Source organism: Streptomyces sp. NPDC111744 (genome assembly GCF_055634995.1).
Genome location: NZ_JBVKCG010000046.1, coordinates 9,966 through 27,329, shown reverse-complemented (window position 1 = coordinate 27,329; position 17,364 = coordinate 9,966). Strand labels below are relative to the sequence as shown.

Genomic DNA, 17,364 nt, shown 5'->3' with positions numbered 1-17,364 from the left:
ACGCGGCCCCCAACCGGTTCAGGCCCGTCTCCGACCCATCCGGCCACTCCTGACCCACCGCCAGATTCGCCACCCACGCCACCGCACCCGGCATCTGCAGATCACCCATGCGCGACACTCCTCACGCCAAGACGGCCCACTCGACAACCCAACACAACGGTCGGACATGGCCGCCCAGCGGGCCCCGACAACCCGGCCCCACCTACCAGACCCAACCCTCGGCGGGCCCTGACCCTTGATCGTGGACATCGGTTGTCATGCGGCAGAGGTCAGCGTAGTTGATCGTTACTCGAAGGCGATCGGGCTGATCTGGCCGAGCCGGGAGTGCCTTCTTCGGGTGTTGTAGCGGGTCGCCCAGCGGAAGACCGCGAGCCGGGCCCCGCGCGCCCCGGCCCACCGCTTCTTCCCCTGCAGCGTCTCCCGTTTCAGGTCTCCCGGCCCCAGCAACGGCCCGTGGAGTTCCGGACGTTGAACGTGTGCCGCTGGGACCGGATCGTCGCCGCGTGGGCCGCCGACGATGACGACGCTCTCGACAACGCCTGGGTGGACGACGCGGTGGTCGACCTCGGCTCACAATGGGGCCAATACGAGTACGTTTCGAGTATCGGATTTGCGGCTTAACGTGTCGCTCTGACCGCAGGGGAGGAATAAACAATCTCTACCCCTAAGTGCACTCTTCCTCTCCCGTTTGGGCCACAGCTCTAGACATTCGCCACCAGTACTGCTGATAGTTCAATCACACCAATCCCGACTATAGACATGGAGAGATGTGATGGTTATCCACTGGCCCGACTGATGAACAACGTGGCGCGAGCCGCTTAATCACGTTGAAGTCCCGTTGGCCCCAGCGCCATGGAACGGGGCTTCGAATCTGCGATATACCGGAACCGGTGCCGAGCCTTCCCGTGGCCTATACCGAAGTCTGACCCGCAGGCCAAAATCAAATCGCCTGTTCGAGTGCTCCGCCGGCCACCACCTCGCCCCGCAGGACGTCGACCCGGACGGCCCCCACGTCTGGGCCGTCGACACCTCCGGCGCCCACTACTGGTATTTGACTACGGGCTTGACGCTGGTGGGGTGAGTTCGAGGCCGGTTCCGGCCAGGAATGCGAGAGGAGTTCGGGGCGGCGCTGGATGTACCGGAGGGCGCTGCGGGTGGCCCGGTGCAGCTCGTCAATCGAATGAAACGCCCGGTTCGCGATCTTCTCCTTGGCGTGGGCCCATAGCAGCTCCACGGGGTTCAACTCCGGTGCGTAGGAGGGCATCTGGATGATCGTGAGCCAGTCCTGCCGCTGCGCGTACTGCTTCTCGTGTTTGCTGATGTGGCTGGAGTAGTTGTCCCAGACGACGGTGACCGGCCCGTCCAGGCGGCGGTGGAGCAGGGCCAGGAAGCATGGGACGTCTTTCTTCGTATAGCCGCCGGATGGCTTGACCGCGTAGATCAGCCGGGTTCGACACCGTCCTTGAAACACACCCAGTCGACCATGCTGATCTTGTCGTTGTACTTACCGGATATGCGCAGCACCGGGGTGTGACCGGCCTTGCCCCAGGTGCGGCGGACCGGGCCGTTCAGCCATGCCCCGGCCTCGTCCTCGAAGCACATCCACCCTCCGGACGCGGTGACCTGCGCGGATGGGAGGCCGCCGGCCACGTTTCCGTGCGCCATGCGGCGATCGCCTCCTCGTGGCGCTCGACGGCCCGCACCTTGGGAACCTGTCACGACCAGCCCAGACAGTCCAGCAGACGCCAGACTCCCGAGAACTCGTACGTGACGTGGAACCGCTCCTCGGCCAACCGGCCGATCTGCGCCAGCGTCCACCGCTGGTCGTCCCAGCCGTGCTCCATCGGACCGGCCCGCAGCAAAACTTCCAGCTCCGCTTCCTGCTCGGCACTCAAGTACGAGCTGCCGCCAGGCCCCTTGGACAACAACGCATCGCTGCCGCCCTCCCGCTATGCCCGGTGCCACAGACTCACCGCCTGCCGACTCACCCCGAGCACCTCCGCGACCTTGCTCTGCCGCATCCCTTGTTCGAATAAATCGGCCGCCTGCAAACGCCGCCGCTCGGCCTCAACCAGGCTCAACTGCCTGCGAGCTCGACTCCCCATACATCTGGTATGCCGCACATGGCCGATACGTCAACCGCAGCCTTAAAGATCAGTAAATTAGAAGACCCACTATCCACAGGCATCAGGCCGGTGGATCCGGGATCAGACAGCCTGCGCGGCAGGGGTCTTGATTGGAATCGCGGATGTGACATCCTGGCAATGAAGGCTTATTAGCGTGCCCTTCACCGCAGTTGACTCACGGCTTCCGCGGGCTCCTATCGGCAAATTGCAGCGCTTTTCCATGATGCCCTAAAGGTGATTCAGATTCAGAAGACCCTCGGCTCCCGAGATAATGTGCGGAATTCCTATTCGCGAAGATCGGCCGTGGCATCGGCCGCTGTCGCGGCCGCCGTCGTTGCCACCCTGGTGGCCGCCTCGGTAACTCAGGACGTCCACCCCTTCCAACTGGCCGCTACCGCACCGGCCTTGGCCGACGCGAAGCATCGTGCACCGACGACCGTGACGCTGATCACCGGCGACAAGGTGACGGTCACTCCAGGGCCTGCCGGAGGGGCGCCATCGGTGAACGTGGAACGCGCGCCGGGCGCCTCGGGCTCGGTACGCGTCACAACCGAGGGCCGGGACACCTACGTGTACCCCGACGAGGCCATGCCGTACATCGCGGACGGTCGGCTCGACAAGGAACTCTTCGACGTCACCGAGCTGATATCCCAGGGCTATGACGACGCGCATGCGAGTTCGCTGCCCCTGATCGTCACCCACAAGAAGAGTGCGGCCACGCTCAAGCCCGCCGTCGTGAACGGCTCGTCCACCCCGCATCCCAACGCCGCACTGCCCGGCTCCGAGACCACACTCAGCCTTCCCGTGCTCCACGGTGAGGCGGTCCGTACCCGGCGGTCGAAGTCCGCCACCTTCTGGTCGGCCCTCACCGGTGACCGGCCAGCGGCCCGGAACGACGACACGTCGCGGGCCGCGCCGACGCTCCCTTTCACCGCCGGGGTGGACAAGGTGTGGCTCGATGGCAAGTCGAAGGGCGCCCTTGCCGACAGCACGGCCCAGATCGGCGCTCCCGCTGCCTGGGCAAGTGGGGGAACGGGCGCCGGAGTCCAGGTCGCCATCCTTGACACCGGAGTGGACACCACCCATCCGGATCTCAAGGACCGCATCGTGGAGTCCAAGAGCTTCGTCCCCGGCGAGGACATCCTCGACCGGTTCGGGCACGGGACGCACACCGCCTCCACCATCGCCGGTACGGGCGCCGCCTCCGGTGGAAAGGAGAAGGGAGTCGCTCCCGAGGCCGATCTGCTGGTGGGGAAGGTGCTCAGCAACCAGAACATCGGTCAGGACTCCTGGATCATCAACGGCATGGAATGGGCGGCGCAGACCCAGCACGCCAAGGTGATCAGCATGAGCCTCGGCAGTTCGGTCCGGAACGGCCAGGACAATCCGGTGAGCCAGGCCGTGAACCAGCTGAGCGCCGAGACGGGCGCACTCTTCGTCATCGCCGCGGGCAACGGTGGGGAACAGGGTCCCTACACCCTCGGCGCGCCGGGAACCGCGGAAGCCGCGCTCACCGTCGGCGCGGTGGACGGCTCCGACCACCTAGCCCCGTTCTCCAGTCTCGGTCCGCGGGCGGGCGACGACGGCCTCAAGCCGGACATCACCGCTCCCGGCGTGGACGTGCTGGCGGCGCGCTCGCAGTACATGAACGACGGCGGCGAGGGCTACTACCGCGTGGACAGCGGCACCTCCATGGCGACGCCCCACGTCGCCGGTGCGGCCGTCCTGCTGGCCCAGAAACATCCGGACTGGACCGCTCAGCAGCTGAAGGACGCTCTGATGAGCACCAGTAGTCCGACCCCCGATTACACCCCCTACCAGGCGGGCGCCGGCCGGGTGAACGTGGCCGGCGCGTACTACGCCAAGGTGTTCGCCACCGGATCGGTTGACGCGGGGCTCGTCACGTGGTCGCCCCAGACGCAACGGCAGCCGATGCGGCGGCAGATCACGTACACCAACACCACGGACACCCCGGTCACCCTGGATCTGTCCGTCGACCCGGGCGTCTCGCCCGCGCAGGCATTCACCCTCGCCAGCGACCACGTCACCGTGCCCGCGAACGGGACCGCGCAGGCCGACCTGGTGACGGACCCGAGGGGGCTCGCTGCGGGCCTGTACTCCGCCCAGGTCACGGCGCGTTTCGACGGCGGCCGGATGCACACGGCCGCGGGGTTCTCCGTCGAGTCGGAGAAATACGCCCTCACGGTCCACCTCAAGGACCGCGCCGGCCGGCCCATGGCGGGGTCCGTCGACATCAGGAGCTCTGACGGGAGCGACGTGTTCGTGGACGTCCCCTCAGACGGAACGGCCACCCGGCGGCTGGCCCCCGGCTCCTACATGCTCTACTCCTTCGCCGACGTGGAAGGCCTGCACGGCCCCCACTCCCTCGGATACGCGGTGCTGACAGCGCCCGAAGTCGACCTGGTGGCCGACCGGACCGTGGAGCTCGATGCCTCGCAGGCACGCCAGGTGAAGGTCGCGACACCCAAGCCGACCAACGTCGTCAGCAGCCGGGTCGACCTCTACCGCAACTGGACGTCGACCGAGCCCACACCCGACTGGGGGGCGCTGTTCGACGTGGAGTTCCCCTCCGCCGAGTACGACAGCCTGTGGGCCATGCCGACCAAGGACAAGGTGAAGAAGGGCAGTTTCGTCTTCAGTACCAGGATCCGTGCCGAGCAGACGCCGCTGGCGATCACCTACGGCGGCCACCGCCTTGACGACGCGCTCGCGCAGCCCGGTTCCAAGGCGCTGCCGGACGGCACCTCACACCTGGGCACCGTGTTCGCCGGTACCGGCTCACCCGCCGAGTACGCCCGCGTCTCCGCCCGCGGCAAGGCCGTGGTGGTGCGCAGCAGCGATACCGTGGCTCCCACGGATCAGGCGGCGGCAGCGAAGACAGCCGGCGCGGCGATGCTCCTGGTGGTCAACGAGGGTCTCGGCCGGAAGAACGACTGGTACGGCGACCCCGACACGGTGACCACCGGACCGCTTCCGGTCGCCTCGGTGACCCTGGACGAGGGAGAGGCACTGATCAAGAAGCTCGCCGCAGCGGGCCACGACGGGGTACGGTTGGCAGTCGAGGCCCACCCCACGGCCAAGTACCTGTACGACCTGGCCGATTACCACGTCGGCGGAGTCCCCGAGGACCCCTCGGCGAACACGGATCCCCGCAAGCTCGCCCGGATCGACCTCGACTTCGCCCCGCCCGCCGGCATGCAGGCCATTGAGAGGCGGTCGGACTTCCCTCCGTACGAGTGGCCGGGAACCGCGGCGCCCGCGCTGTCCGCCGAGCCGGTCGCCCCCGGCCCCCGCACCGACTGGGTCTCCGCCGGAGGCGGCCTCAAGTGGCGGCAGTACGGCGCTGTCGTGGGGGTCAGCAACTCGTCCACCGACCAGGTGGCCTACCAGCCGGGTAGCGTCCAGAAGGACCGCTGGTTCGGGCCCATCACGCGGCCACGCCTGCTCAACAGCAATATTCTCTACCGCGGTTCGGAGTGGTTCAGCGGCTATGTCGAGGCGTTCGGCGATGCCGGAGCCGCGCACAGCGGCGGTATGGTCGGCGCGCCCCAGACGGTCTCGCTCTATCAGGGAGACAAGTTGCTGTCCCAGTTCGAAGGCTGGCCCCAGATCAGCGCCAGTGAGCTGGAACCGCAGCAACTGCCATACCGGATGGTCGTCGAGACGAAGGGCGACACCAGCGTCAGCCCGTACTCCGAGACCACCCGCACGGAGTGGAGCTTCACCTCCGGGGCCGCCACCGACGCACAGGCCGTTCCGCTGGTCCAGCTGGACTACGGCACGGACCTGGACGCCGCCGGCCGGACCGGACGCAAGACGGACCTGTCCATCACACCCGACGTACTCGGCAGCTCCTCCGTCAAGGACGCGGTCTCCTCACTGGGACTCGAGGTCTCCTACGACGACGGGAGGACCTGGACGCGTCAGGGCCTGAAGGAGAGCAGGGGCTCCTGGCTGGCGAAGCTGAGCGCGCCGCCCCGGTCCAGGTACGTGTCCATTCGCGTCACCGCCAAGCAGCGCAACGGCGGCGGCGTCACCCAGACGGTCATACGGGCCTTCGGCCTCAAGTGACCCTCGTGCGGGGCTGGTGTCACGCTCACGAGCGCGACACCGGCCCCCTGACAGGGTGACGGAAACCTGTCAGTCCCCTCGCGCCGTGGAGATCTTTCAAGCGGCCGACTCCACGGTGGGGTCGGCCTGGTGGTCTTGTTCGTAGTCTATTGGGCTCCGGTATCCGCACACGCTGTGTAGTCGACGGGTGTTGTAGAAGCCGGTGATCCAGGTGGCGATCTCTAGCCGTGCCTCGGTGCGGGTGGTGAAGGTGTGCCGGTGGACGTATTCGACCTTGAGTACGCTGTTGAACGCCTTGCTGACGGCGTTGTCGAAACACGAGCCGGGCCGACGGCCGGCACTGTGGAGCTGCCCCTGCACGTGGTCTGGTCGGGTCGGCGGTCCTGCGGGCTCGATCAGCCCCGTTCGCGGATGAGTCTGTACCGCACGGTTCTGGCCGAGGGGCAGCGCGAGAACGTGGTCTCCTTCCTCAGCCGTGAGCTGCTCGTCGCGCAGTGGCCGGTTCTGCGCACGCTGATCAGCCGTCCTCTGCGCGACGCGTGGGAGGACCGCTTCCCCGAGCTGCCGACGGACGAGACCACCGCCGCCGCGTGAACCTTTGAGACCACGGGTGCTCATTACGGCGTGTTACCGAGCGGGGCACCGGGTTTGACGCCGGCCGTGGCGGTGGCGCCGGTCTCTGCCTGAGTCTCTGGTACGACAGGACCGCCGGCGGCGTCGAAGGCATGGGTCACCTCCGGGACCGTGCCCGCCATGAGCAGGCTGCGGGCCCGTTCTTCGTGACGGCGGTCGGTGGCCGTGGTCCGGCTGTGGTGCTGGGCGAGGTGCTCCGCCCAGGAGGCGACCAGGTAGTTCTCGATGAACCGGTCCGGATCGTTGCCGTCCTGGTAGAGGCCCCAGGTGAGGGCTCCCGTGCGGCGCCGCGAGCGGGCCACATTTTCCATGCAGTCGGTGAAGGCGGCTCTGTTCCCGGGTCCGACCCGGTAGGAGACGGAGACCAGTACGGGGCCGTCGGCCGGTCCGGGCTCGAACAGCAGGGGCGGAACCGGCCAGTGGTCGGACGGAGTCGGATCGATGGTGTCCGTGCCGTGCAGAGGCCAGTGGCGCACGCTCACCGCGCCGACCACGAGCAGTGCGCTGCCGGCCAGGAGCGAGACGGTCAGGCCCGCCGTATCGGCCAGCGCGCCCCACAGGGGTGCTGCCAGCGCCTGCCCGCCCTGGAAGACCAGGAGGTAGACGGCGAATCCCCGGGCCCTGACCCAGCCGGGCAGCCGCGTCTGGAGGGCGGCGTTCAGGGTGGACAGCACGCCGATCCAGGCCAGTCCGGCGGGCAGCAGCGCGCCCGCCGCGAGCCAGGGGAGCCGGGTGACGGCCATCACCGCGAGCGAGAGGGCGAAGACAAGGGCGCCGGCGGCCAAAGTGCCGTTGGTGCCGAGAGCACGCCGGACGGGCGGCAGTACGAAGGCCCCGCCGACGGCTCCGGCACCGACCGCGCCGAGCAGCAGCCCGTACCCTCCCGAGCCCAGCCCCAGAGAACGGCTCGCGACCAGGGGAAGCAGTGACCACAGCGCGGCACCGCCGGGTATGAACAGCAGCGTGCGCAGCAGGACTCGGCGGACTCCGGGCGCGTACCACACGTAGCGGCGGCCCGCCTGCAGTGCCGTCAGGAGCTTCTCGCTCTGACCCGGGGGCGTTTGGGTCCGGGGGCGCCGCCAGAGTGTGAGAACGGCCGCGATGCCGAGGTAGGACGCGGTGTTGAAGGCGAACACCCAGCCTGTGCCCGCTGCCGCGACCACCGCGCCGCCGACCGCCGGGCCCAGGGCGCGGGCGAGGTTCATGTTCACGGCGCCGAGCGCGGCCGCCTGTCCCAATTGGCGGCGTTCCACGAGCTCCGGCTGGATCGCCTGCCATGCCGGGCCCATCAGCGCGGTGCCGCATCCCAGCAGGAAGGTGAGGCCGAGCAACAGCTCCGGGGTGAGCGTGCCTGCGACCGCCAGGACGGTCAGCGCGGTGGAGACCGCGAGCATGGCGAACTGGGCGACCAGCAGCACCGTACGACGGTCGTAGCGGTCGGCCAGCACGCCCGAGGGCAGGGCCAGCAGTACGACGGGGAGACTGGAGGCGGTCTGGACGAGCGTCAGCAACGCGGCGCCGTGCCCGATCAGCAGCCACTGGGCGCCCACCGTCTGCATCCAGGCGCCGATGTTGGAAACCAGCTGCGCGATCCACAGCGCGCGGAAGACGCGCGCCGCGAGCGGGGCCCAGGGCGAATCTCGCTGGGCTATCGGTGACGATGCAGTGCTCATGCTGGTCCATACCGGATCGAGGACGGGGGCGCCGCGCATCCGGCGATGCGTCAGGCGCCGTGTACACACGGCAGGTGATCATGCTAGGGGGCTGCGGTGTACCCCTGTTGCCCGGCGGTGCACGGTTCTTGGTCCGGTAGCGAAGAGCTGCGGGGACACGAGCGATGTGCACAGGAGCAGCGGACGCCCACCGGCCGGCCCTGCGGTGGCCTTGGAAGCCTGGCGGACGCAGGGACGGGATGCCGGCCCCTGCAAGTGGCCACCGGTGGAAGAGCACGGTCACGGTCATCGTTCACGCCCAGCATCTACGCCTGGTTGGTCCACCGCGTGAATTCCGCCCGGCAGCTTGTACTTACGGAATCCCCCTGCCGGGATCGGCGGGCGGCGCAGGAACAGCCGGGTGAGGAGTCCGCCGGCCGGGCCGATCGCGATGGCCGCGACGGAGACCCACAGGGGCCAGGGGGACAGCCCGAGGACGTGGTCGGCCGACCAGCGCCCGGGACCGGTGAGCGCCAGCTCCGCGGAGACGGCGACGAGGAACAGCGGGTACTCGTAGCCGTCGTTCTGCACCCAGAGCCCGTTGTGCCACTTGACGGTGGACGCGACCGTCATCACCCCCATGGCGGCCATCGCCGCCGCGGGAGTGAGCAGACCGGCCGCCAGGAACAGGCCGGCGCCCACTTGGCTGCCGCCCGCGGCGAGCGCGGTGAGCTGGCCGCCGCGGAAGCCGTCGTGCCTGAACTCCTCGGTTCCGCCTGCCAGGCCGTTGCCCCCCAGCCGGAAACTGACCTTCTGCACTCCATGCCCGGCGATGAGCAGACCCGCCACCAGCCGGAGCACCAACAGCCCGGTATCCACTACGTTCCTGCCTTCTCCTGACGTGCCGTCAATGGCCTGAGTGAAGAGGGTGAAGAGGTCAGCCGGCCGCGTGAGCGCCGATGATCGCCTGGGCGTAGACGAGCCCGAGGCCGTAGGCGCCGCCGTGCTCCTTGACCACGTCGCCCACCGCGGCGTACGTCTCGGTGCGAGCCCAGTCGCGCTGCAGCTCCAGCAGCACCTGCACCCAGGTCACCGGAACCGCGCCGCTGTGCGCCATGCGCTGGACGGCATGCTCGTGGGCCTGCGGGCTGACCCCGCCGGATGCGTCGGTGACCACGTAGACCTCGTAGCCCTGGGCCATGGCGGAGAGCACCGGCAGGACGACGCACACCTCGGTCCACAGGCCGGCGATGACGAGCTTCTCGCGGCCGGTCGCCTTGACCGCCTCGACGAAGGCGATGTCCTCCCAGGCGTTCATCGTGCTGCGGTCGATGATCTTGTTCTCCGGGAAGATGGCCGCCAGCTGCGGCATGATCGGGCCAGAGAAGGACTCGGCGGCCACGGTGCTCAGCACGACCGGCACGTCGAACACCTTCGCGGACTTCGCCAGCCCCACGGTGGAGTTGATGATGGCGGTGCGGTCGCCGCTGCCCGCGGCGAAGAACATCTGCGGCTGGTGGTCCACGAAGAGCACCGCGCAGTTGTCCGGGGTGAGCAGGTCCGGGCTGGGGGCGGCGGTGACCTCGGCGATGTTGACCATGAGAGTGAGCCTTTCCATGTGGGACGCGATCGCGGACGGCGTCCGCCGGTGAGAGCAACCGTCCGGTGGACGGCGCGAGTCGGGGTGGTGTCCCGTGGAGGGGCGGCTCGTGATCGGGCCCCTCCTCGTCTAGGCCCTCGTGCTCGGCAGTGGCACGGACGACCCGGCCGCCGACCACCGTCGGCAGGGACTCGATGTGCGCAATGTCCGGCTCGGGCAGGGTGAAGCAGTCGCGTGACAGCGCTGCCAGGTCTCCGGAGCACCTGCAGGCTATTTGGATCCGAAGTATCCGGGTGTTCCAGCAGGGCACTGGCTGTGTTCCGCCAGTGCACTGCTGCTCTCCGTGCGCCGCGGTCGGCGGGGAGCCGGTCAGGGCGGACGCCGAAGGCAGGCCCGGCCCCTCCTCCCGGAGGTGGGGGTCAGCCTCGACGCCGGTGCAGAATTGCACGGTGTGGCCGGCGTCGTGCCATCGAACCGTCCGAGAGGCGATACTGGGGTCATGTCCGATCTCTCCACGCCGAGCGCCTTCGAGATGCTGCGCGAGCAGTACGCGCGCAGGCTCCCCGTCTCTTTGGGTGAGCTCGGCGGGCCGACGGCCGGCACTGTGGAGCTGCCCCTGCACGTGGTCTGGTCGGGTCGGCGGTCCTACGGGCTCGATCAGCCCCGTTCGCGGATGAGTCTGTACCGCACGGTTCTGGCCGAGGGGCAGCGCGAGGACCTGGTCTCCTTCCTCAGCCGTGAGCTGCTCGTCGCGCAGTGGCCGGTTCTGCGCACGCTGATCAGCCGTCCTCTGCGCGACGCGTGGGAGGACCGCTTCCCCGAGCTGCCGACGGACGAGACCACCGCCGCCGCGTGAACCTTTCCGATCTGCATCGTCGCCTGCTGACCGACGTCCTCGACCTCGGCACGCCCTACCCCTTGGTGATCACCGGCGGCTACGCGGTCCAGGCGCACGGCCTGGTCGACCGGCTCTCCCAGGACCTCGACGTCGCCACCGAGAACCCGGCACCGATCAGCGAGATCTTCCAGGTCGTGAGCGAGGGCCTCACCGAGCGGGGCTGGCAGGTCGCACAGATCGAGATCGGCGCACTGTCCGGCAGGCTCATCGCCACCGATCCCGCGACCGGCGAGCAGTGCGAGGTCGACGTCCTGAAGGAAGTCCTCTGGCAGCCGCCGACAGCCAGCCAATACGGCCCGGTGCTGGCGCTGGACGACGTGATCGGGACGAAGGTACGCGCCCTCGCCGACCGGGGCGCCGTCCGCGACCTCATCGACGTCCACGCCGCCTCCCGGCACCGGTCCACAGCCGAGCTAGAGAACCTCGGCCGGCGACACGCGCGCTACGCCTTCAGCCTGGAGGACCTGCACGACCGCCTCGCCGGAGCGGAATGGTGGGACGACCAGGACTACGCCGACTACGGCCTTGAGCCCGATCAGATCGACGCTCTCAGGACGTGGGCGCTGGGGTGGGCCGCCGACATCGGTACGCGTCTGCACGTGGAGGCAGATCCCGACGATCTTTGAGGGAGGGGTGTCGGCGGCGTGCCGGACTGTCGTGCGAGGTTCGGCGCCAAAGGGTGGCCGGGGCAAGGACCAGTGATCGAGCGACCGAGCCACGGGTGGGGTAGAACAGACGCCGTGCGTCTTCCCGCCGAGGCGAGACGCCGCTATTCACTCCGGCCAGCACCCCGGCAAGATCGAAGGACGAGCAGTATGGCCAGGGGCCTTCCCCCGTGAAGGTGGGCACGCGGTTATTGATCACGCGGCGAGCGTGAGTTTAGCGGTGTGGTGTCGGTGTTGGTATTCGTTGGGGCTGAGGTGACCGTTGGCGGAGTGCCGGCGGCGGGTGTTGTAGCGGGTCAGCCAGGCGAAGACGGTCCTGCGGCAGGTATCGGAGTCGCCGTAGTCGTGGGCGTCCTGGAGGGTCTCGCGTTTCAGGGAGGCGTGGAAGCTTTCGCAGGCCGCGTTGTCGGCGCTGGTGCCGACCGCGCCCATCGACCGTGCGACCCCGAGTTGGTCGCAGAGGCCGGCGAAGGTCCGGGATCCGTATTGCGCTCCGTGGTCGGAGTGGAACACGGAGCCGTCCAGGCGGCCACGGGTCGAGGCTGCCATCCGCAGTGGGTCGGCGACCAGGCCGGTGCGCATGTGGTCGGCGATGGACCAGCCGACGACCTTGCGACTGAGGCAGTCCAGCACGGTCGCGAGATACACGAACTCCCGGTCCGCGAGCGGGAGATACGTGATGTCGCCTATGTATGTGTGCCCCGGCTCGGTAGCGGTGAAGTCCCGCTGGAACAGGTCCGGGACTGGTGAGGCTGCCGGGTCCGGAACGGTGGTGCGCACGCGTCCGCAGGCGGATGCCGGTGATGGAAAACGTCCGCATGATCCGGGCGATCCGCTTCTCGTTGACCCGCCGCACTTTCTCGCGGAACTCGGCCGTCACTCGCGGGGAGCGGTAAGCGCCACCGGACTCGCCGTGGACCTCGCGGATCTCCTCGGCCAGGATCCGGTCCTGGCGCTGCCGGGTGGCCCGGGCCTCGGCGCCGGCGAGCCACCTGTAGTAGCTGGACCGGTTCACGTTCAGGACGTGGCAGAGCCGCTTCACCTCGTAGGTGTTCCGATGGTCGTCAACGAACTGGAAGCGGCTCCTCACCAGTTCGTTGAGTCCGCACGGGGCGCGGTTCCGGTGTTGCCACCGGCCCGTTTCCCCGTGCCGCTCGCCGAACCCGGCGTACCCGTCTCCGAGTACCGGGCTCTCCACGGATGCTGTCGTCAGCAGGCTTCCGGGACCCAGGGGTTGGGAATCTTGTCGCCGCGGTAGCGATACCGGGTGACCGGGATCGTCTGGATGTTCCGCAGCTCGACACCGTTTGCCGAGAACGGCAGCCACCGTCCGGTGGGGGTGGTGTGCCGTCGGCGGAGTTCCTTCCAGCTCCAGCGGTGCCATTCACGCAGCAGTCTGGCCACTCTCCACCAGGTGAAGGAGTCCAGCTTGCTGAACACGCGTTTCGCGATGGCGTGCTGGAAGTAGAAGGCCCATCCGCCCCTGGCCATGTTCAGCTGGGCCAGTGTGGCGTCCAGGTCCAGACGCGGCGTCTTGCGGGTCAGGGCACGGATCTTCGTCTTCACCTGCCGGATGGCCCGGTCGGAGATGAAGGTGTAGACGTGCCATGTGCTCGTACCTCGCTTGCGGCGCCACTGGATGTGGAACCCCAGGAAGTCGAATCCCTCGCTCATGTGGACGACCCGGGTCTTGGCTTCGGAATCCTGGCTGGTCGAGGCCAAGAAGGCCAACTACATCGCCGTGATCAAGACCAACCAGCCCACCGCCCACGCCCAGCTCGCGACCCTGCCCTGGCAGTCCATCGCAGTCCAGCACACCGCCTCCGGGACCGGACACGGACGCCACGAGTCCCGCTCGATCAAAACCTGCGCCATCGCCGACCAACTCGGCGGAATCGCCTTTCCCCACGCCCGCCTCGCCATCCGCGGGTCCACCGCCGCCGCAAGCAGACCGGCCGGCGCGAGACCCGTGAGAGTGTCTACGCCGGCACCAGCTTCGACGCCCGCCAGGCCGGCCCGGCCGACCTGGCCGCCGCGATCCGCTGACACAGGGGAGCGGAGAACTCCTCGCACCACATCAGGAACGTCACCTTCGCCGAGGACGCCTGCACCGTCCACGCCGCGACCGCACCATGGGCCATGGCGACCCTCCGCAACCTCGCCATCGGCGTGCTGAAGACCCTCGGAGCCGACAACATCGCCAAGACCACCCGGGCGATCCGCGATGAACCCCAACGAGCACTCCCGATCCTGGGCATCACCAACGATCGAGACACCTACGGAACTTGATCAAGCCCTGCCCTGCATCGGGATGGCCGCCAGTGCGGCCTGTCGTTGCCTGAGCAGCGACTTGAGGCGTTCGGCGATATATGGCGGGAACCCCACGGCATCTACTTCGGCGTCGATGTCCTCCGGGCGAATAGCTAGCACCAGCGATATCGACTCTGCGATCTGAGCCGGTGTCATTCCGGAGAAGATGGCAGACGAGCTGGCGTTGAGCACCCCGTCTCTCAGAGTCTGGAACTCTGAGACCTTGGTATCGAATGCATTTCCTTTTCCTTGTCCCCGGGCGCGGAAGAGCAGGGCTCCGCCGGTGTCCACGCGCACGGGCTGGTCTCCGACGCTCAGGATGTTGTCGTACCCCGTGCCCGCGACGTCCCAGTTGGCCAGCCATACGTCAACGGCGAACCCCCGCTGGATCTGCTGCAAGTACTGCGAGTCTCCCTGTCTAATACGCTGGCGAAGGTCTTGTTTCGCGTTTTCGAGATACATCGACGCCGTGCCGGGGCCATTCTCCACCCATGCCAAGTCGATATCGACCACATCAATTCCGGCTTGTTTGTACAGTCGCGCCGCCAATACCTCATTGCGTGCATGCTCCGCTGTTTTCGCCTGCTTGACATAGAAAGCACGTCCGTGTTGATCGGTGTAGGTACCGCCCTGGTTCGACCCCAGCCGTTCCCCGATCCTCTTCCAGTTTCTGGTGTCGATCCATCTGGTCTGGATATGTGCGGAACCGGCACCGGGGAGCGTTGATGCATGGGAAGTGTGCTGTGCCGACCCAGTGGCGTGAGTCGCTGTCCCGGCAGTCCGTCCCGAGGCAATGCTGCCTTCGGGCGGGGCGGACAGGGCCTCCCTGATGTGGTGGTGGTCTTGGGCGGGCAAGCGGCCTGCGTGGAGCGCTTTCTGAAGATGGTGGGACAGGCTGCCTGCTTGCAGTTCCGTGTGGAAGATTGCGTCCAGGTCGGCGAAGGAGCTTGTGCTGCGCAGATATCTCAGTTGCTTGATGCGCCGGAGAACATTATTCGTTGGCACCGGATCGGTTGCCAGCAGCACGGTGAGTTGGTCTACGACCGCGCGCAGCGCCTGATTTGAGCTAATTGCTTCACCGGGATGCCTGCTCTCACGTACGACGTCGTCGGGAGTGAGTAGCTCGACGCGGAATGAAAAACCGTACTGACGGGCAAAATCCTTCAGCCTGACCGCGATCCCATGGAACTCGGGAACATTCTCATTTCGCGGCGGGAGCAGTCTGATGAGATCTACATCTACCCAATTAAGGGTCCCATGATATTGGGATTCAAGGTATTCTACATGGTTACGTGGGGGATTTTTCAGGCCCGAGTCGTATTGATATGAAGTGACCTCCGCAAAAATTCTTCGGACCGTATTCGAGTGTCCGTGAGCGAGGAGCGGGAAAAGGTGGTAGGAACCAGTGATACCTTTTACACCGTAAACTTCCGGATAAAAGCTGTCCTGAGGGGTATGGCTGAGTCTTTCGCGGACGTGCGGTTTCATTCTAAACATCGTTTCACCGAACCCGGGTGCGCCACCCTCCAACTGATCGAAGAAAGTGAGGGCCGCATACTTCGGCATGAGCTTCCTGTCCGCATCGCCGGGCGTGAAACCCGGGGTGGTATCACGGGTCAGGGTAGATTCATCGGCGCCCCGACCTGTTGTTCGTTTGAGGTTCGCGGTATAACCCAAGCCTTCATCGACGGTGCCACGTTTTGCAATGTTAGTGCCCGCAAATATTCCTGTTTCCCAGGTGCTGCGGAATAGGGTGCGAGGGTCTGATAGCAGGTGATCGATTACCCTTTTCCCTTCCTTCACGCGAGTTGCCGAGACATTTACCGTGACGACCATTTCATTGCGCATGTAATCGTGCGCAATGTCAACAATTCTTTCCATCGCTTGTCTGTCGTGCAGTGGATATTTTTGGGCCCATTGGTGCCCCCTGCTCATCAGCTGAGACAAGACGCGGTCACGTTCGGCAGAATGTACAAGGCGCGCACGACGCTCAATCATCACCAAGGCGGCAATTTGCGAGGGTGCAAGGTCCTTCCAAGCCCAGAGCGGTGCATCGCTCCCTGCTGGCGGGTCGATTCGTTTACGCGCACGGCGCTGGAGATCTGTGAAAATTTCCAGGTCTTCCTTGGCATTCGCGAGCCGCGCGCGAAGCGCCGTACGTTTCGCGGAGTAGATGAGATCGACCGCTGCCCGTCCTGCGGTCGCCTCCCGCCGCAGTGCATGATCTTCCCTCCTGGCGAGCTCGGTGAGCGCGGCCTCAATATTTGCCGGTTCTCTCCGAAACTTGTCTTCATCAGCTGCTGCACTGCTTGTGGACCGGATTTCATCGGGCGGGTTCTCTGCTGACGGCAGGAGCATCCTGGCTATGACCAGATCACGACCGCTGGGCACCATCCTCTGTGAAGGATGTATGAGGGCATAAGCTTTATCGAAGAGACCGGCCAGTTCTGCCCGGGTTCCGTGGTCCAGCGAGATGCCGTCGGTGTGGAACCACGTCCCTCCTCGTACCTGCTCGAGGATGTCGGAGGCGCTAATGCCTGTGGCGCGCCGCGACCGCCGCAACAGCGCGACGACGCCGGCTGTCCATGAAGACCCCTGTTCTTTCCAGATGTCTGGACGCATTCGTGACAGTGCCAAAAACAGTTCCTTGTTCTCTGTGGGGTCCGACTGACCGTATGAAATCTTTTTCAGGCCCGCTATGGGGTCAGATTCCTTTAGCGCGTCTGCAACTGCTTTATCGTGCGGTCCAGGAACGATCGGATCTGCATGGTTCGCCGTATTCTGACGGATCCACCCCATCAACGGCATCGGTTCCACACGGTACGGAGCCGATATTTCCCTGACCGGATTCGGATGCAGTAGAGTTGGGTCGTCAAAACGTGAGCTAGAGGTGAAATCTCGGTCCAGGGGGGTCTCGACTGCGGCGGGAAGGAATCGCCCGGTTATGGTGGCAAGGTGGTCAGGGATTCTGGAGGCCAAAGCGCTGAGAAGTTCGGGATTGTATTCCCAGAATCCTTGCAGTGTTTCTGGGCGTGGATGTTCCGGGATCAGTCCTTCCAGGCGTTTGAGCAGGTCGCCGGGTGAGTCTGTTTCCTTGGAGTTTTCGAGCACGTCCCACATATCGCGGGCCAGACCTCGCCGCTCGGAATCAGGGAATCGCCGGGTGATGGCGGCGAGGTGGTCAGGGATTCTGGAGGCCAAAGCGCTGAGGATTCCAGGATAGTCTTCCCAGAATCCTTGCAGTGTTTCTGGGCGTGGATGTTCCGGGATCAGTCCTTCCAGGCGTTTGACCAGGTCGCCGGGTGAGTCTGTTTCCTTGGAGTTTTCGAGCACGTCCCACATATCGCGGGCCAGACCTCGCCGCTGGGCGTAGATAGAAATCGAGTAG

At 66.4% G+C, this 17,364-nt stretch carries 17 protein-coding genes and 3 pseudogenes; 6 read left to right on the top strand and 14 right to left on the bottom strand.

The annotated features are described in order from the left end of the window. Positions 1 to 285 precede the first annotated feature (285 nt). Positions 286 to 429: pseudogene (locus tag ACZ7OO_RS42680) on the bottom strand (integrase core domain-containing protein); the annotation flags it as partial. On the opposite strand from ACZ7OO_RS42680, the pseudogene ACZ7OO_RS42675 reads away from it, so the two are divergent. After that, a pseudogene (locus ACZ7OO_RS42675) lies at positions 427 to 621 on the top strand (transcriptional regulator); the annotation flags it as partial. The pseudogenes ACZ7OO_RS42680 and ACZ7OO_RS42675 overlap by 3 nt on opposite strands. Positions 622 to 940: 319 nt before the next feature. On the opposite strand, the gene ACZ7OO_RS42670 reads toward ACZ7OO_RS42675, so the two are convergent. The 4 genes from ACZ7OO_RS42670 to ACZ7OO_RS42655 are packed head-to-tail and all read right to left on the bottom strand — an operon-like array spanning position 941 to position 2,105. After that, complete coding sequence (locus tag ACZ7OO_RS42670) at positions 941 to 1,471, bottom strand: transposase (protein WP_471512783.1); 531 nt, start codon at positions 1,469 to 1,471, stop codon at positions 941 to 943. After that, positions 1,441 to 1,665 carry a hypothetical protein gene (locus ACZ7OO_RS42665; RefSeq protein ID WP_471512782.1) on the bottom strand — a complete coding sequence of 75 codons (225 nt, stop codon included), beginning with the start codon at positions 1,663 to 1,665 and terminating at the stop codon, positions 1,441 to 1,443. The genes ACZ7OO_RS42670 and ACZ7OO_RS42665 overlap by 31 nt, the downstream gene beginning before the upstream one ends. A 50-nt stretch (positions 1,666 to 1,715) precedes the next feature. Continuing rightward, a complete protein-coding gene (locus ACZ7OO_RS42660) occupies positions 1,716 to 1,925 on the bottom strand; it encodes a winged helix-turn-helix domain-containing protein (RefSeq protein ID WP_471512781.1) in 210 nt (69 codons plus the stop codon). 24 nt (positions 1,926 to 1,949) lie between these two features. Continuing rightward, complete coding sequence (locus ACZ7OO_RS42655) at positions 1,950 to 2,105, bottom strand: helix-turn-helix domain-containing protein (protein WP_471512780.1); 156 nt, start codon at positions 2,103 to 2,105, stop codon at positions 1,950 to 1,952. A 324-nt stretch (positions 2,106 to 2,429) separates the two neighbouring features. Here ACZ7OO_RS42655 and ACZ7OO_RS42650 point away from each other — a divergent pair, with 324 nt between their 5' ends. Next, positions 2,430 to 6,218 (top strand): S8 family serine peptidase, encoded by a 3,789-nt coding sequence (locus ACZ7OO_RS42650; protein ID WP_471512779.1) that lies wholly within the window; start codon positions 2,430 to 2,432, stop codon positions 6,216 to 6,218. Positions 6,219 to 6,314: 96 nt separating this feature from the next. On the opposite strand, the gene ACZ7OO_RS42645 is transcribed toward ACZ7OO_RS42650, so the two are convergent. After that, positions 6,315 to 6,578, bottom strand: a complete 264-nt coding sequence (locus tag ACZ7OO_RS42645) for an integrase core domain-containing protein (protein ID WP_471512778.1) — start codon at positions 6,576 to 6,578, stop codon at positions 6,315 to 6,317. Between ACZ7OO_RS42645 and ACZ7OO_RS42640 the strand changes: the two genes are divergently transcribed. Next, a complete protein-coding gene (locus ACZ7OO_RS42640) occupies positions 6,471 to 6,812 on the top strand; it encodes a hypothetical protein (RefSeq protein WP_471512777.1) in 342 nt (113 codons plus the stop codon). The two genes, ACZ7OO_RS42645 and ACZ7OO_RS42640, sit on opposite strands and share 108 nt — an antisense overlap. A 23-nt stretch (positions 6,813 to 6,835) precedes the next feature. Here the strand turns inward: ACZ7OO_RS42640 and ACZ7OO_RS42635 are convergent, their stop codons facing one another. The 3 genes from ACZ7OO_RS42635 to ACZ7OO_RS42625 all read right to left on the bottom strand — a co-directional run bounded on the left by ACZ7OO_RS42635 (position 6,836) and on the right by ACZ7OO_RS42625 (position 10,103). Then, entirely contained in the window at positions 6,836 to 8,524 is a 1,689-nt protein-coding gene (locus ACZ7OO_RS42635; protein WP_471512776.1) for an MFS transporter, read from the bottom strand. A gap of 285 nt (positions 8,525 to 8,809) precedes the next feature. Then, positions 8,810 to 9,382, bottom strand: a complete 573-nt coding sequence (locus tag ACZ7OO_RS42630; protein ID WP_471512775.1) for a DoxX family protein — start codon at positions 9,380 to 9,382, stop codon at positions 8,810 to 8,812. 58 nt (positions 9,383 to 9,440) lie between these two features. Next, entirely contained in the window at positions 9,441 to 10,103 is a 663-nt protein-coding gene (locus ACZ7OO_RS42625) for a hydrolase (RefSeq protein ID WP_471512784.1), read from the bottom strand. A 499-nt stretch (positions 10,104 to 10,602) separates the two neighbouring features. Here ACZ7OO_RS42625 and ACZ7OO_RS42620 point away from each other — a divergent pair, with 499 nt between their 5' ends. Then, on the top strand, positions 10,603 to 10,959 hold the full coding sequence (locus ACZ7OO_RS42620; RefSeq protein ID WP_471512774.1) for a hypothetical protein: 357 nt from the start codon (positions 10,603 to 10,605) through the stop codon (positions 10,957 to 10,959). Then, positions 10,956 to 11,627, top strand: a complete 672-nt coding sequence (locus ACZ7OO_RS42615; protein ID WP_471512773.1) for a nucleotidyl transferase AbiEii/AbiGii toxin family protein — start codon at positions 10,956 to 10,958, stop codon at positions 11,625 to 11,627. The genes ACZ7OO_RS42620 and ACZ7OO_RS42615 overlap by 4 nt, the downstream gene beginning before the upstream one ends. Positions 11,628 to 11,861: 234 nt before the next feature. On the opposite strand, the gene ACZ7OO_RS42610 is transcribed toward ACZ7OO_RS42615, so the two are convergent. The 4 genes and pseudogenes from ACZ7OO_RS42610 to ACZ7OO_RS42595 form a co-directional block, all read right to left on the bottom strand. Continuing rightward, the gene (locus ACZ7OO_RS42610) at positions 11,862 to 12,446 is read right to left on the bottom strand and encodes an IS3 family transposase (protein ID WP_471512772.1); all 585 of its coding nucleotides are present in this window, start codon (positions 12,444 to 12,446) and stop codon (positions 11,862 to 11,864) included. Positions 12,447 to 12,462: 16 nt separating this feature from the next. After that, positions 12,463 to 12,681: pseudogene (locus tag ACZ7OO_RS42605) on the bottom strand (IS3 family transposase); the annotation flags it as partial. A gap of 194 nt (positions 12,682 to 12,875) precedes the next feature. Further along, positions 12,876 to 13,388 (bottom strand): group II intron maturase-specific domain-containing protein, encoded by a 513-nt coding sequence (locus ACZ7OO_RS42600; protein WP_471512771.1) that lies wholly within the window; start codon positions 13,386 to 13,388, stop codon positions 12,876 to 12,878. 257 nt (positions 13,389 to 13,645) lie between these two features. Beyond that, positions 13,646 to 13,807 carry a hypothetical protein gene (locus ACZ7OO_RS42595; protein ID WP_471512770.1) on the bottom strand — a complete coding sequence of 54 codons (162 nt, stop codon included), beginning with the start codon at positions 13,805 to 13,807 and terminating at the stop codon, positions 13,646 to 13,648. On the opposite strand from ACZ7OO_RS42595, the gene ACZ7OO_RS42590 reads away from it, so the two are divergent. Continuing rightward, positions 13,806 to 13,955, top strand: a complete 150-nt coding sequence (locus ACZ7OO_RS42590; protein WP_471512769.1) for a hypothetical protein — start codon at positions 13,806 to 13,808, stop codon at positions 13,953 to 13,955. The two genes, ACZ7OO_RS42595 and ACZ7OO_RS42590, sit on opposite strands and share 2 nt — an antisense overlap. On the opposite strand, the gene ACZ7OO_RS42585 is transcribed toward ACZ7OO_RS42590, so the two are convergent. Next, on the bottom strand, positions 13,956 to 17,318 hold the full coding sequence (locus tag ACZ7OO_RS42585; protein ID WP_471512768.1) for a hypothetical protein: 3,363 nt from the start codon (positions 17,316 to 17,318) through the stop codon (positions 13,956 to 13,958). Positions 17,319 to 17,364 lie beyond the last annotated feature (46 nt).

Coding starts and splice junctions, on each gene's coding strand:
- ACZ7OO_RS42635 (WP_471512776.1), bottom strand. CDS start 8,524: ATGAGCACTGCATCGTCACCGATAGCCCAGCGAGATTCGCCCTGGGCC.
- ACZ7OO_RS42595 (WP_471512770.1), bottom strand. CDS start 13,807: ATGGCCCATGGTGCGGTCGCGGCGTGGACGGTGCAGGCGTCCTCGGCG.
- ACZ7OO_RS42620 (WP_471512774.1), top strand. CDS start 10,603: ATGTCCGATCTCTCCACGCCGAGCGCCTTCGAGATGCTGCGCGAGCAG.
- ACZ7OO_RS42585 (WP_471512768.1), bottom strand. CDS start 17,318: ATGTGGGACGTGCTCGAAAACTCCAAGGAAACAGACTCACCCGGCGAC.
- ACZ7OO_RS42590 (WP_471512769.1), top strand. CDS start 13,806: ATGGCGACCCTCCGCAACCTCGCCATCGGCGTGCTGAAGACCCTCGGA.
- ACZ7OO_RS42625 (WP_471512784.1), bottom strand. CDS start 10,103: ATGGTCAACATCGCCGAGGTCACCGCCGCCCCCAGCCCGGACCTGCTC.
- ACZ7OO_RS42665 (WP_471512782.1), bottom strand. CDS start 1,665: ATGGCGCACGGAAACGTGGCCGGCGGCCTCCCATCCGCGCAGGTCACC.
- ACZ7OO_RS42655 (WP_471512780.1), bottom strand. CDS start 2,105: ATGGGGAGTCGAGCTCGCAGGCAGTTGAGCCTGGTTGAGGCCGAGCGG.